14 protein-coding genes are annotated in these 13726 nt (G+C 69.0%); 4 read left to right on the forward strand and 10 right to left on the reverse strand.

Annotated elements, in window-relative coordinates; all coding sequences use genetic code 11:
- Nucleotides 1-5 precede the first annotated feature (5 nt).
- Nucleotides 6-767, reverse strand: coding sequence for an SDR family oxidoreductase (locus H623_RS0112680; RefSeq protein ID WP_022901308.1), 762 nt, complete (start codon nt 765-767; stop codon nt 6-8).
- Between the two features lie 104 nt (nt 768-871).
- A complete protein-coding gene (locus tag H623_RS19800; RefSeq protein WP_022901309.1) occupies nt 872-1552 on the reverse strand; it encodes a sigma factor in 681 nt (226 codons plus the stop codon).
- 163 nt (nt 1553-1715) lie between these two features.
- On the opposite strand from H623_RS19800, the gene H623_RS0112690 reads away from it, so the two are divergent.
- The gene (locus tag H623_RS0112690; RefSeq protein ID WP_022901310.1) at nt 1716-4514 is read left to right on the forward strand and encodes an AAA family ATPase; all 2799 of its coding nucleotides are present in this window, start codon (nt 1716-1718) and stop codon (nt 4512-4514) included.
- 113 nt (nt 4515-4627) lie between these two features.
- Here H623_RS0112690 and H623_RS0112695 read toward each other — a convergent pair whose 3' ends face one another.
- The 3 genes from H623_RS0112695 to H623_RS21965 all read right to left on the reverse strand — a co-directional run bounded on the left by H623_RS0112695 (nt 4628) and on the right by H623_RS21965 (nt 6781).
- Entirely contained in the window at nt 4628-5359 is a 732-nt protein-coding gene (locus H623_RS0112695) for an alpha/beta fold hydrolase (protein WP_022901311.1), read from the reverse strand.
- Between the two features lie 64 nt (nt 5360-5423).
- On the reverse strand, nt 5424-6377 hold the full coding sequence (locus H623_RS0112700; RefSeq protein WP_022901312.1) for an alpha/beta hydrolase: 954 nt from the start codon (nt 6375-6377) through the stop codon (nt 5424-5426).
- Nucleotides 6378-6613: 236 nt separating this feature from the next.
- A complete protein-coding gene (locus H623_RS21965) occupies nt 6614-6781 on the reverse strand; it encodes a hypothetical protein (protein WP_169514919.1) in 168 nt (55 codons plus the stop codon).
- A gap of 203 nt (nt 6782-6984) precedes the next feature.
- On the opposite strand from H623_RS21965, the gene H623_RS19810 reads away from it, so the two are divergent.
- From H623_RS19810 to H623_RS0112720, 3 genes are all read left to right on the forward strand, one after another.
- On the forward strand, nt 6985-8688 hold the full coding sequence (locus tag H623_RS19810; protein WP_022901314.1) for a cytochrome b: 1704 nt from the start codon (nt 6985-6987) through the stop codon (nt 8686-8688).
- Nucleotides 8689-8798: 110 nt separating this feature from the next.
- Complete coding sequence (locus tag H623_RS0112715; RefSeq protein ID WP_026940297.1) at nt 8799-9068, forward strand: type II toxin-antitoxin system Phd/YefM family antitoxin; 270 nt, start codon at nt 8799-8801, stop codon at nt 9066-9068.
- Nucleotides 9058-9510: a type II toxin-antitoxin system VapC family toxin gene (locus H623_RS0112720; protein ID WP_022901316.1), complete on the forward strand. Its 453-nt coding sequence runs from the start codon at nt 9058-9060 to the stop codon at nt 9508-9510. Before H623_RS0112715 ends, H623_RS0112720 begins: the two co-directional genes overlap by 11 nt.
- 57 nt (nt 9511-9567) lie before the next feature.
- Here H623_RS0112720 and H623_RS0112725 read toward each other — a convergent pair whose 3' ends face one another.
- The 5 genes from H623_RS0112725 to H623_RS0112745 form a co-directional block, all read right to left on the reverse strand.
- The gene (locus tag H623_RS0112725; protein ID WP_022901317.1) at nt 9568-10080 is read right to left on the reverse strand and encodes a glycine cleavage system transcriptional repressor; all 513 of its coding nucleotides are present in this window, start codon (nt 10078-10080) and stop codon (nt 9568-9570) included.
- A 73-nt stretch (nt 10081-10153) separates the two neighbouring features.
- Nucleotides 10154-11053, reverse strand: coding sequence for an ABC transporter ATP-binding protein (locus H623_RS0112730; RefSeq protein WP_022901318.1), 900 nt, complete (start codon nt 11051-11053; stop codon nt 10154-10156).
- Nucleotides 11050-11883, reverse strand: a complete 834-nt coding sequence (locus H623_RS0112735; protein ID WP_026940300.1) for an ATP-binding cassette domain-containing protein — start codon at nt 11881-11883, stop codon at nt 11050-11052. Before H623_RS0112735 ends, H623_RS0112730 begins: the two co-directional genes overlap by 4 nt.
- On the reverse strand, nt 11880-12761 hold the full coding sequence (locus H623_RS0112740; protein WP_084485978.1) for an ABC transporter permease: 882 nt from the start codon (nt 12759-12761) through the stop codon (nt 11880-11882). The genes H623_RS0112735 and H623_RS0112740 overlap by 4 nt, the downstream gene beginning before the upstream one ends.
- Nucleotides 12758-13711 (reverse strand): ABC transporter permease, encoded by a 954-nt coding sequence (locus H623_RS0112745; RefSeq protein WP_022901320.1) that lies wholly within the window; start codon nt 13709-13711, stop codon nt 12758-12760. Before H623_RS0112745 ends, H623_RS0112740 begins: the two co-directional genes overlap by 4 nt.
- Between the last annotated feature and the right edge of the window lie 15 nt (nt 13712-13726).

Consider the following 13726-nt stretch of genomic DNA (forward strand, 5'->3'; position numbering starts at 1 on the left):
CGACCTCACCGGCGCTGCTCAGGGTTCGACTTCAGCCAGTCGCCGAACCGGGTGTCGAAGATGATGGCACCGGGCCCAGGAAGGAGCAGATCTTCGGTCAACTTCTCGCCGAAGTACGTCGCATCGGCATCGGCGACGACGGTACGCGCATCGCCGCGGAACTCCAGCCCCGTGCGAACCAGGTCATCGAGGCCGAACTGTTCAGGACCGGCGATCTCGACGACCGAGCCCGTCGGCTCGTGCGCGGTGAAGCGCGCCACGGCCGTCGCGACATCGTCTGCAGCCATCGGGCGGATCTGCGCGTGCGGGAGGCGGACTTCATCGCCCGTGGTCGCCGTATCCGCGATGCTCTTCACGAACTCGAAGAACTGAGTGGCGTGCACGATGGAATAGGGAATACCGCTCGAGGCGATGAGCCGTTCCTGCGCGACCTTCGCGCGCATGTAGCCGCTGTCGGTCATTCGCTGTGCACCCACGACGGACAGCGCGACGTAGTGCGCGACGCCCGCATCCTTCGCTGCCACGACGATGTTTTCCGTGGCGGTCGTGAAGAAGGCCATCACGTCGTCGTCTGCGAAGGAAGGCGAATTGGAGACGTCGAGCACCGTCGATGCTCCCCTGAGCGCCTCCGCGAGTCCTTCGCCTGTGAGGGTGTTGACACCGGAGTTCGGGGACGCGGCGACGGCATCGTGTCCGTGCGCGTTCAATCTCCGCACCACCTTCGAGCCGATGAGGCCCGTGCCCCCGATGATGACGATCCTGGACATGTCCCTACCTTTCGTTCGGCGCGGCGCGGGTGTCTTCCACGCCGTCGCATGCTTCGACCGGGCGCGCACCACCGCTGTGACAGGGCGCGCCGGATCCGCGGTGCTCACGCGGCCACCGGTTCGCGGGCATCCACGCAGAGCACCTGCTCGAGCGCCTCGAAGTCTCCGGACCACGAGGCGAGACGAAAGGCATTCACATGCCGCCTGATCACCTCGGCCTGCACCGGCCGACGCTGGCGGGTGCGGATGCCGTGCTGCGCCCTGGATACGAGTTGCCTCACGTGGTCGGGACGGATTCGCAGCATCTCGGCGATGCGCTGATAGGGATAGTCGAACGGTTTGCGAAGCAGGTAGGCGGCGAGCTCTCGCGGTGTGAGCGTCTGCAGCAGGATGGTGATCCCGCGCTCGACGTCGTGATCGCGTTCCGAGCGGCTCGCGGGATCGTCCGCGGAGCGGACTGGATCGAAGAGTCGGGGGTCCGTGACGTTCTCGTGCCGCGCTCGAGCCGACATCGCGACGTTCAGCGCGAGGCGGGAGGTCGTGGTCGCGAGGAACGCGGCCGGATCCACGACGGCTGCGCGATCGGCTCGTTGCCACCGCATCCAGGCCTCCTGTGTGACATCCTGCGCTTCGCTGACGCTTCCGAGCGTCCGATACGCGATCCGGAACAGACGTTTCCGGACGCTCAGATAGACGTCCAGCGCCTCACGAAGCTCGCGCTCGTCCGCGTCGCCGACAGCGACGGCCCGAGTGCCAGCGGTGTGATCACCATCGAGGAAACTCATGATGCCCCCTTAGAATTCGGATGACATCCACGCTTCCGGCGCGCTCGTCGCCAGGCATCCGTCGGACCGACCGGTCGCATCCCCGGTGGGCACACCAGGAGCTGGCCCGGAGAGTCGGTTGCGAAGCACGGCGAGTGCCACGCGACGCACACTAGGAGGCCAGATGGAGGCCCGATCAACCAGCCGCAGGGCCGGTCGACTCACGGTGTCGAGACCCGGCAGCGCCGGCGAGGCCTTCCGCGGCCGCGTTGCGGAACTCGATGTGATCACCGCACTCATGGCCGGAGCCCGCGAGGGCCGGAGCGGTGCACTCGTGGTCTCCGGGGAGGCCGGTGTGGGCAAGAGCGCCCTGCTCGATCGGGCCGTGTCGACGGGCGCGCGCGGCATCACCACCCAGCGGATGGTCGCATCGGAGTCCGAGATCGAGCTCACGTTCTCGGGGCTGCAGATGCTGGTCGAGCGACTTCTGCCGTCGGCGCAACTGCTTCCGCAGAGGCAACGGGAATCCCTCGAGTCCGCACTCGGGTTGCGGGAGTCGGGAACGCCCAATCCTTTCGTCGTCGGGCTCGCGGTGAAGCAGCTGTTCGCGCACGTCGCAGCTGCAGGCCCGTTGATGTGCATCGTCGACGACGCGCAGTGGCTCGACCGGGCATCCGCCCGCACTCTCGCCTTCGTCGCCCGGCGCCTACGCGACGAGGGTGTCGTGATGATCTTCGCAATGCGCGAGGTCGACGATCAGTTCGCCGATCTGCCGCAACTCCACGTCGAAGGGCTGGGAGACGCCGACGCCGACGCGCTCTTGAGCCGCTCTCTTGCCGGTGCCATCGATCGGCGTGTGCGTGACCAACTGCTCGCGGAGGCCCGTGGGAACCCGCTCGCGCTGCAAGTTCTCCCGCAGTCGATGAGCCCGGCCGAGCTCGCCGGAGGCTTCGCCGTCGCGAATTCGATTCCCTTCGAGAGCCGGATCGAGCAGAGTCTCTTGGCGGGGCTGGAGGCTGTAGACGAACGGACGCGACTGCTGATCCTCGTGGCGTCCGCCGATCCCACCGGCGACCCGGAACTCTTGTTCCGCGCCTGCACGGTTCTCGGCCTCGGCAACGAGCACATCGACGCCGCCGTGCGGGCGGGCGCACTCCTGGTGGGTCCCCGGATCGCCTTCAGGCACCCGCTGATCCGCTCGGCGGTGTATCGCGCAGCCGCAGCGGAGCAGCGCCGTGCCGCCCACTCCATCCTGGCCGAAGCGACCGACGCGGAGCGCGACCCCGACAGGCGGGCATGGCATCGCGCCGCCGCCGCGATGCCGCCGAGCGAAGAGATCGCCGGCGAACTCGAGAGATCGGCCGAGCGTGCCCGCGCCCGTGGCGGCATGGCCGCCAATGCCGCGTTCCTGCTCCGCGCAGCCGAGCTCTCTCCCGGTTCGGAACGGTACGCGGAGCGGCTCATCGCCGCTGCGGCGGCGGAACACGACGCCGGCGCGCCGGAGCGCACGCTGCAACTGCTCGATGTGACCCGCGACCTCGCTCTGACGCCACGGCAGGCCGCCGAGGAGGAACGACTACGGGCGCGAGCCGGCTACGCACTGCGCCGCGACCGGACGGCTCCGCGCCAGCTGCTGCGGGCGGCGCGCGGACTGGAACCGTTCGACACCACGCTCGCCCGCGACACCTACATGGAGGCGCTGTCGGCGGCCCAGTCCGCCGGCCGCCTCGGTGAGCCCGGAGCCGTGACCGAGATCGCGGAAGCGATCCTCGAAGCGACGGATGCCGATAGTTCGGATCGCGCTCAGGACCTCATCCTGCGCGGCCAGGCGCTGCTCTTCGCGCGGGGACCACACGCGGCTCGGCCCACGGTGGACCGCGCGATCCAGGCGTTCCTCGAGCATCCGCCCGACCCTCTCGAGCTGCACTGGATGTGGTCGGGGGCCCGCGCGGCGCAGGACCTCTGGGACAGCGAGGGAATGCGGATCCTTGCCGAACGACAGGTCGAACTCGCCCGAGCGAGCGGCACGCTGTCGGTGCTCCCGCCCGCGCTCAACATGCTGATGGTCGTGAACACCTTCGACGGCCATCTGGACGCCGCGGAGGCCGTCTGCGACGAGATCGATGTGATCTTGAACGTCACCGGGCATCCGCTGCCGAAGTTCGGGCGCGTCTTCATCGCCGCGTATCGCGGGCACGTCGAGGAGGTGGAGCGGAGCACCGTGCAGCTCCGTGCCGACGGGTACTCCCGCGGGGAGGGGTACTCGCTCACCGTCGCGAATTTCGCCGAAGCGCTCGTCTACAACGGCGCCGGCCGTTATGAGGATGCCCTGGTCTCAGCCCGGGGCGAGCTGCCGTTCGCGCACGAGCTCGGCCATGCCATGCGTGCCCTCGTCGAGCTCGTCGAGGCCGCGACACGCACCGGCGAGACCGACCTGGCCCGGGATGCCGTGGAACGGCTCGAGGCAGTCACTCGTCCGGCTTCGGACCGGAACTGGGCCAAGGCCACGATGGCACTCGTGCGCGCCCAGCTGCGGGACGGCGAAGAGGCGGAGTCCTTCTATCGGGACGCGATCGAGCTGTACACGGGCATCCGCGTTCCGATGCTCGCGGCCCGCAGCAGACTCCTCTATGGCGAGATGCTGCGGAGGACGAACCGCCTTGCCGATGCGCGCGTCCAGCTCAGAGCGGCGCACACATCGTTGCGCGACCTCGGCATGAACGGCTTCGCGACGCGGGCGGAGGGCGAGTTGCGCGCCACCGGTGAGCGGGTGCGCAGCCGAACACCGCATGGCGCGGACGGCCTGACGGCACAGGAGTCCGCTGTCGCACGGCTCGCGCGAGACGGGCTCACGAACCGTGAGATCGCGACCCGGCTGTTCATCAGCTCCCGAACCGCCGAATATCATCTGCGCAAGGTGTTCGTGAAGCTCGGGATCAACTCGCGCAATGACCTGGCGCGCGCCCTCGACGACACCGCGTAGACAGGCCTTCGCGAACCGACGGGCGAGCGTACCGACGCGCGCTGCACCCGTGGTCGGGCCGAGAGCGACGAGCGGGATCCGCGCCTTGCCGGATCCCGCTCGTCGTGCGCGGCTCAGGCGGCCTCCCGCGTGAGCGCGCCCACCGCATGGAGGATCGTGTCTGCGACGGCACCGGGTTGCGACACCGTGAGAGCGTGCGATCCGCCCGATACCTCGCGGATGCCACGGGCATGGGCTCGTGCGGCGCCGGCTCGGTGCTCCGCGACGGGGATGTTCAGGTCTTCGTCACCGAACACGCACCAGGTCGGGATCGTCATCCAGCCGGGGACTTCTGCACTGACCGGATCGGTGAGCGCCGCCTGGGTCACGGGGCGCTGCGTCACCGCCATCACGGCCGACTGCTCCGCGGGAACGTCGGCACAGAACTGATGGCGGTAGATTTCGGGACGGATCACAAGCTCCACGCCGCCAGTCGACAGCGGACGAGGTTCGAGAGCGTCGGCCAGCGTGCTCCCCGGGTACTCGGTGGAGAGGTCGAATGCTGTCTTACCGTGATCGGGAACGAAGGCGTTGACGTATACCAGCGCCGCGACGGCGTCGTTGTCGGCGGAGGCCTCCGAGATGACGAGACCGCCGTAGGAGTGGCCGACGAGCACGATGGGGCTTCCCACCGACGCGATGACGTCGCGCACCGCGGCGGAATCGCCCGCGAGGCTCCGCAGCGGGTTCGCCGCGGCGACGCAGTCGACGCCGTTCCTCTGGAGGATCTCGATGACGCCGTTCCAACTTGCAGACTCGGCGAACGCGCCGTGCACGAGCACGACAGTGGGTTTCTTCTCTGACATTTCTTCTGTCCTTTTCCTCTTATCCCCGGTCCTCTCGGGGGGCGGTCGGCATCAGTCGCGGTGATCAGTCACTGGTGCCCAGTGCGGTGCGCAGAACGTGGACGGCCTGTGCGACGGCGGCTGTGACCGCCGCGGAGGAGCGCAGCGGGTTCAGCATCAGGAAGTCGTGAACCGTGCCGTTGTAACGAACGGAGGTCGTGCGCACGCCGGCCTCGGTGAGCTTGCGCGCGTACGCCTCGCCCTCGTCCCGCAACACGTCGTTCTCGTCCACCAGCACGAACGCGTCAGGAAGTCCCGAGAGCTGCTGGACCGTGGCACACAAGGGCGAGGCTGTGATCTCCGCGCGCTTCGCGGTCTCGGGTAGGTAGGCATCCCAGAACCACACCATCGCCTTGGCCGTCAGGTAGGCGCCGTCTGCGAACTCGCGGTAGCTCGCGGTGTTCTGAGCGGCGTCGGTCACCGGGTAGTAGAGCGATTGCTGCACGAAGCCCACGTCGCCGCGCTGCTGAGCGAGGATCGCGAGGGCCGCCGCCATGTTGCCTCCGACGGAATCACCGGCCACCGCCATGCGGGCCGCGTCGAGCCCCTGTTCCGCGCCGTGGTCGACGACCCAGCGCGCGGTCGCGTATGCCTGCTCGATCGCCACCGGATAGTGGGCCTCCGGCGACCTCTCGTACTCGACGAAGACGATGGCCGCGCGCGCGCCGACGGCGAGCTCGCGCACGAACCGGTCATGCGTCCCCGCGTTCCCCAGAACCCATCCGCCGCCGTGCAGGTAGAGCACCACGGGCAGAATCGCGGGAGGTTCCGGTGGCGTGACGATCCGCACGCGCACGGCTCCGACGGCGGCCGGAACGGTGATCCACCGCTCGTGGACCTCCGGCATGTCGACGGGGACGGCCTGGATGTCATCGAGCACTTTGCGTGCGCCGTCCGGGCCGAGTTCGTAGAGAAAGGGCGGGTTCGCCGTGGCATCCACGATGCTCTGCGCCTCGCGTTCCAATATCTGCCGGTTCATTTCGTCTCCTCAATCGGGGCGTGTCGGGCTCCCGGGTTCGGAAGCCTCGGCCCATCAGACCGAGGCCCCGCCCGAACCGTGACAGCTGCTGCCGAATCGGACGAGTCGGTGCGGGCTCTGGTGACGGTTGGGACCAGCCGTGCTCTGCTTGGCGCGGCCCTGGTGCGAAGACCGCCTGAAACCCCGTGCTCCCGTTCTCACCTCACGGCTCGACCAGAGCCCCGGCACACCGTCTCTCACTCCTCAGCCGCGTCGACGATCGCGAGCGCTTCATCCGGGTGAGTATCCGGAGCGCCGAACGCTCCGGTGCCCTCGTCGAGGGTCCCGACGCCGTCCGGGTACCCGGCGGCATCCGGGAACTCGATCTGTCGCCTCCAGGCGGTGTTCGCCGACTCGACGTGCATGGCCTTCTCCTTCGCTCGTGGCAGGTCGCCACACGGTCTCCCGCTCAGACCGGACAGCGGCTCCTCGTGTGACACGACGGGCGGTGCCCGTGGCGCGTTCGAGGCCTGACCGTCGTCCAGCACGGCCGCCGTTCGCGCGCTCTCCTCGAGCTGTCACGTTCAGCGTCGGTGCGTGGTCTTCCGTGCGAGACCGGAGGTCACCGATGTACCAGAAGCCCGTGCCCGGGCAGGGCGAAGACCCGAGCCGCAGCATCACGAACCGACTCGCCGGCGCGCTCGAAGCATCTGCGCTCGGCCGACGCGCCGACGCCATCCTGGCCGAACTGCGCTGCCGACGGGCACCGTTGCGGTGGTCGAGAATGTTCGGCGCCGCCACCGTCGCATGCGTTCTCGTGCTCTTCGCAACGGGCATCGCGCTGATGTTCTTCTATGTGCCGTCCGGCGACACGACGATCTATCACGGCGTCTATCGGCCCCTGCGCGGAACCGCGATGTCCGAGGCACTGCAGTCCACGATCGATCTGTCGTTCGAGGTGCGAGGCGGCCTCCTGCTTCGACAACTGCACCACTGGGCTGCCCTCCTGCTGCCGGCCTCGATCCTGATGCAGCTTTTGGTGACGTTCTTCACCGGCGGGTTCCGCCGTCCGCGACGGTTGCTGTGGATAGTGCTGGTCGGCATCCTGCTCGTGGCGCTGCTGGGCGGGTGGAGCGGGTATGCGATGCCCGATGACCTTCTGGCCGGCACCGGACTCCAGATCTTCCAGGGAATCCTCCTGGCCGTCCCGGTGGCCGGCGCCTGGCTGTCGTCTCTTCTCTTCTCCGGCGGTTTTCCGGGGCGGATCATCGAGCACCTCTACCCGATCCATGTCGCGCTGGCGCCCGTTCTGCTGATCCTGCTCATGGCCATCCGCGCATGGCTCACCTACCGGACCGGATCGATGCGGTTCGCGAGCATCGACCGGAGCAGCCCCGCATCGGCTGGTCCGCCGCTGTGGCCGCACCACGCGACCCGTAGTGCAGGGATGCTGTCGCTGACGACGGGCGTCCTCCTCCTGGTCGCGAGCGTGGTCACGATCGATCCGGTCTGGCTGTACGGCCCCGCCGACCCGGCCGGCGCGTCGGCGGGCAGCCAGCCCGACTGGTACACGGGATTCCTCGACGGTGCGTTGCGTCTGGTCCCACCGGGGTGGGAGTTGACATGGGGAGGACGCACCTGGACGCTCTCGATCCTCGTTCCCCTCGCCGTGGTGACGGGGTTCATCCTGGCCGTCGTCATCTATCCGTTCTTCGAGGAGTGGCTCGCCGGCGATCGCCAGGACCACTCCGTGCTCGATCGCCCACGCAACACCCCAAGCCGCACTGCGACGGGTGCCGCCGCGATGGTGTTCTTCGGCGCGTTGTGGGGAGCCGGCAGCGCCGACATCATCGCGACCCACTTTCAGCTGGGCGTCGAGTCCGTCGTCGGGTTCTTCCAGTGCGTCGTCGTGCTCGGACCGTTCGCCGCGTTCTCACTGGCACGGCGCATCTGCCTCGGGCTCGAGCGACGGGAACGGGAGACCGTCGAGCTCGGATACGAGACGGGACGCATCGTACGAATGCCCGGGGGCGCGTTCGTCGAGGTGCGCGAACCCTTGTCACGAACCGAGTCGTTGCGCCTGCAGCCCGCCGAGCACATCGCTCCCCTCGCGGTGCGCCCCCATACGCGAGGACGGCGGAGGCTTCTCGATCGGCTGCACGCCGCCCTGTGGTTATTCTTCTTCGACGACCGGATCGTCTATGAACCCAGCTCGATCGTGCCGACTCCGACAGACGGCCACGGCGTCCGGGGCGACGACGGCCACGGCGTCCGGGGCGACGACGTCCCCGTCTCGGCGCAGGCCACAGCGCCAACACGCTCTGTGCGATGAGTTCGCTCCTGACGACGCGCCCCGAACGCAGCGGTGTCGACCGCACAGTTCGCTCCGTCGGCGGATGAGGAGGCGCTCACTGCATGGCACGCTGTGCTACAGTGTGCTACATGTCCTTCCCGTCCGAGGTCAGTCAGCGCGATCTTCGACTTCGTTCCCGAGAGATCATGGATGCTGTCGAGCACGGCGCATCCTTCACCGTCACGCGTGACGGGCATGGCATCGGCGAGTTGGTTCCGTTGCGTCGGTCGTCACGATTCGTGTCACGGGACGAGTTCCTCGCCCTCGGTGCAGGCCTGGGTCCCATCGACACCAGCACGATGCGCGACGACCTGGATCTCGCCCTGAAAAACACGGCGGACGACCCCTATGAGCGATGAACGTCGTGAACGCGAGCCGGCACGCTACGATCGCGGGCTGCTCGACACGAACATCCTCATTCATTGGGGCCGCCTGGCGGCACACGAGCTTCCGCTCGAGGCGGCGATCAGCACGGTGACACTCGCCGAACTGTCCGCGGGCGTGCACCTGGTGAAGGGCAATGATGCCGCCGAACGCGCCCGGCGCATCGCTGTGCTCCAACGCGTCGAGCACGGCTTCGATCCGATCCCTTTCGACGCCCCGGCAGCACGCGTTTTCGGTCAGCTCAGCGCGGCGGTGGTCGGCGTCGGCCGCACACCCCGGCGCAGGGTGGCAGATCTCATGATCGCGGCGGTTGCGGCGACGAACAACCTGCCCCTCTTCACGACCAACCCGGCCGACTACGACGGCCTCGACGCACTCGTCACGATCGTGCCGGTCACCCGTCCCGTCAGCGGCTGAAGGTCGAGAAGATCGAGCCCGCCGTCATCGTCGTCGTCGATGCTTCGCGCACGGGCTTCAATCGGCCACGCTGAGGTCGACCTGGATCTCGCCCGCCAGTCGCTCGAGTTCGCTGATCACGAGCGCCGGGTCGCGCCCGACGGGCACACGCACCACGACGTTCGCCTCGAACAGCATGCCGCCGGCCATCGGCGCCTCGCGGGTTTGGCTGGAGAACAGGTCGATGGTGAGGCCGTGATGCGTGAGGATGCCGGTGATGTCGCGCACGATCCCCGGACGGTCGTTGCCGAGCACGCTGAACGTGAAGCGGCGGCCGGGGCGAGCATCCGCCGACGCCGCTCCGCCGTGCACCGTCACGCGTAGGAGGCCGTCGAGCCCCTGCAGCGCGTCCCGCAGGTCGTCGAGGCGCCCGTCGGGAACGGAGACGAGCACGATGCCGGCGAACGCGCCCGCCAGCTCCGCGAGCTCGCTCGTCTCCCAATTGCCGCCATGGGCGCTCACCACATCGGCGAGCGACTGCACGAGTCCGGCGCGATCGTCGCCGACGACGGTGAGCACGAGCTGGGCCATGGCTTCGAGCATAGGTGCGCGAGCGGCAGCGCGCCCGGCCTCCCGGCCTCAGCCGGGCGACCCAGAGGTCGGCTCAGTCGACGGCGGGCGCCACAGACAGCCGCGGCACGCTGTCGAGCAGCCGGCGCGTGTACGGGTGCTCCGGCGACGCCAGCACTCTGCGCGTCTCGCCCTGCTCGACCACGCGACCTCGTTCGAGGACCAGGATGTCGTCGCACAGCCGCGCGACGATGCTCAGGTCGTGCGAGACCAGCACCATCGTCACCGGTGTCGGCAGCGTCGGCCCGGCGTCGGCGCGCGCGAGCTTCTCGAGCAGCCTGATCACCCGCAGTCGCGTCGACATGTCGAGCGCGCTGACGGGTTCGTCGGCCAGCAGCACGCGCGGGTTTGCGACGATCGCGCGCGCGATCGCGATGCGCTGCCGCTGTCCGCCGGAGAACTGGTGCGGGTAGCGAGTCGCGGCATCCGCCGGCAGCCCGACGGATGCCAGTGCCCGCGTCACGAGGGTCCTCACCTCGGTACCGCGCGCGATTCCGAGAGACCGCAATGGCTCGGCGATGATGCCGCCGATGGACTGACGCGGATCGAGCGACGAGTACGGATCCTGGAAGACCGGCTGCACGAAGCGGCGGTGCTCCCGCATCCGGGCGCCGCCACGGGTGAGTTCGCTGCCGTCGACGACGAGCGTCCCCTCGCTCGGCAGGTCGAGGCCGAGAAGCAGGCGCAACAAGGTGGTCTTGCCTGCACCGGACTCACCCACGATGCCGAGGCCCCGACCTGGGCGCAGCCGGAACGACACGTTCTGCAGCGCCCGTCCGCCGCGGCGGTACGAGAAGCCGACGTCGGTGGCGCAGATGAGGTCGGTCGTGTCGTTCGCGGCCGTCACGTGGCGCGAGCCTGCGCCATCGCGCGGGCCGGTGCCGCCGTGCGATTCGCCGGCGCCGCTCGGCCCGCTCTGGAGGGATTCCGTCATCGCCCGCCCTCTTCCGCGCCACGGGCGGCATCGAGCGCCCTGTCCAGCTCCAACGCGGCACCGACGAGCTGCCGCGTGTACTCCTCGCGCGGTCGCGAGATCAGCTCGTCGACGCGGCCAGCCTCCACCTCGCGACCGTGACTGAGCACGATGGCTCGCGGGGACATCCTCGAGACCACCGCGAGGTCGTGACTGACGAACAGCAGTCCCATACCCCGCTCGGCCACGACGCCCTCGATGAGGTCGAGCACCTGCGCCTGCACGGTCACGTCGAGCGCCGTCGTCGGCTCGTCCGCGATCAGCAGCTCGGGCCTCGCGGCGAGCGCCATCGCGATGGCGACGCGCTGCCGCTGGCCGCCGGAGACCTCATGCGGGTACGCCTTCGCCACGCGATCCGGCTCGCGCACGCTGACCTCATCGAGGGCGCGGCGCACGGCATCGCGCGCCGCACCCCGGTCGAGTCGCACGCCGCCGCGACGTGCCGCACGGCGGATCGGCTCGGCCAACTGCTTGCCGAGCGTCGTCAACGGGTCGAGCGCCGTCATCGGCTCCTGGAACACGATCGCCGCGCGTCGACCGCGGATGCCGTTCATCACCCGTTCGCGCGCACCCACCACCTCGGTGCCGCCGATCCGTACGCTGCCGGATGCCGTCAACCCCTCCGGCAGCAGTCCCATCACCGCCAGGCTCGTGAGCGACTTGCCACTGCCGGACTCGCCGATCAGCGCCAGTCGTTCGCCCACCCCGAGCTCGAACGACACGTCGTCGACGAGGGGAAGCCCGTCGGATGCTCGCACTGTCAGGCCGTGGACCTCGAGGTATCCGCTCATCGCGTTCTCCTCGCCGGGTCGAACACGTCGCGCAGGCCGTCGGCCAGCAGGTTGGCGCCGATGACCAGAGCCACGATGGCGATGCCGGGGGCGATGGCCCCGATCGGCGCCGTGTAGACGGTGCCCTGGGCCTCCTGCAGCAGACGGCCCCACGACGCGTTCGGCGGCGGCGCTCCGAGGCCGAGGTACGACAGGCTCGCCTCCGCGAGCACGGCGAGACCGAATTGCAGCGCGAGGTTCACCGCGAGCGTGGGCCAGATGTTGGGAAGCACGTGGCGGCCGATGATGCCGAGCCAGCCGGTGCCCGAGGTGCGAGCCGCCACCACGAACTGCTCGGAGAGCACTTGTTTGGCCAGGATGCGCGTGAGCCGGGCGACGACAGCGCTCATCGCCAGTCCGATCGCGATGATCGCCGAACTGAGTGTCGCACCGCGCGCCGCCACAACGAGCATTGCGAGCAGCAGCGTCGGGAACGCGATCAGGATGTCCAGAACAGCCGCCAGGGTGTCATCCAGCCAACGCTGCGCGAACGCCGCCGCGAGACCGAGCACGATGCCGAGCGCGCCGCCCAGCAGGACCGAACCGCCGCCGGCCGCCAGCGCGATGCGGGCGCCGATCATGAGCTGCGACATCAGGTCGCGTCCGAGGGTGTCGGTGCCGAGCCAGTGCGTCGGTGACGGACCGGCCAGGCGTCCGCCGCCGATCTGCTCGGGCGGATACGGCAGGTAGAAGTACGAGACCAGCGCCGTCGCCACGACGAGGCCGAGCAAGACGCAGCCGACGATCAGTGTCGCGCGACGCGAGCCGCGGCGGCGCGGCACGGCGGCCGTCACCGTGGCCGGGCCGTCGGTCATGGTCTGCGGGGTGTCGACGCTCATCGTGAGCCTCCTCGCAGACGCGGGTCGAGCATCCGCTGGGTGAGGTCGGCGAGCACGCCCACGACGAGCACGATGAGAGTCGTCAGCAGCAGCACGCCCTGGATGCTCGGGTAGTCGTGCTGCGCGATGCCGGTCACGAGCATGCTGCCGAGGCCGGGGAGCGCGAACACCGACTCGACGACGACCGCTCCGAGGAATGTGGTGGCCAGCTCGATGCCGAGGACCGACACCACGGGAACGGCCACGCTCTTCAACCCGTGCCGGAACATCGCCGAGCCGAAGCTCGCGCCGAGCGATCGGAAGGTGCGCACGTAGTCACTGTTCAGCACATCGAGGCAGGCGGCGCGCACGTACCGGGCGACGGACGCCGACATGACGATCGCAATGGTGATCACGGGGAGCGTGAGCGACGTGAGTGCGGCACCGGGGTCGGCCCAGGAGTCCTGCGGAAATCCGCCGGCGGGCAGCACGTGCCAACTGAGCGCGAAGCCCCAGACCAACAGAATGCCGACCCAGAACACGGGAACGGCGATGCCCAGTTGCGAGAAGGAGGAGAACAGGATGCCCACCCAGCTTCGGCTGTATCGCGCCGCGATGAACCCGACCGGGGCCGCGATGAGCACAGCGAGCACGAACGCGATGAGCGTGAGCGGAATGGTCACGGCCATGCGCTGCGCGAGCTGTGGGCCGACCGGCAGTCCATTGATGAACGAGTTGCCGAGATCGAGGTGGAGCAGCTGGTTCGCCCACACCAGGAACTGCTGCCCGAGCGGCAGGTCGGATCCGATCGCGTGGCGTGCCTGTTGGATCTGCTCGGGCGTCGCCCCGACGGCGACGAGCGCGTTCGCGGGGTCGCCCGGCAGCATGCGGAGGAGCACGAACATGACTCCGGCGGCGACGAGGAGCGCCACCACGAGCAGCGCGAGTCGTCGGAGCAGGTAGGAAGTCATGCGGTTTCCATCATG

Origin of the sequence: Humibacter albus DSM 18994 (genome assembly GCF_000421825.1) — a bacterium.
Lineage (GTDB): Bacteria > Actinomycetota > Actinomycetes > Actinomycetales > Microbacteriaceae > Humibacter > Humibacter albus.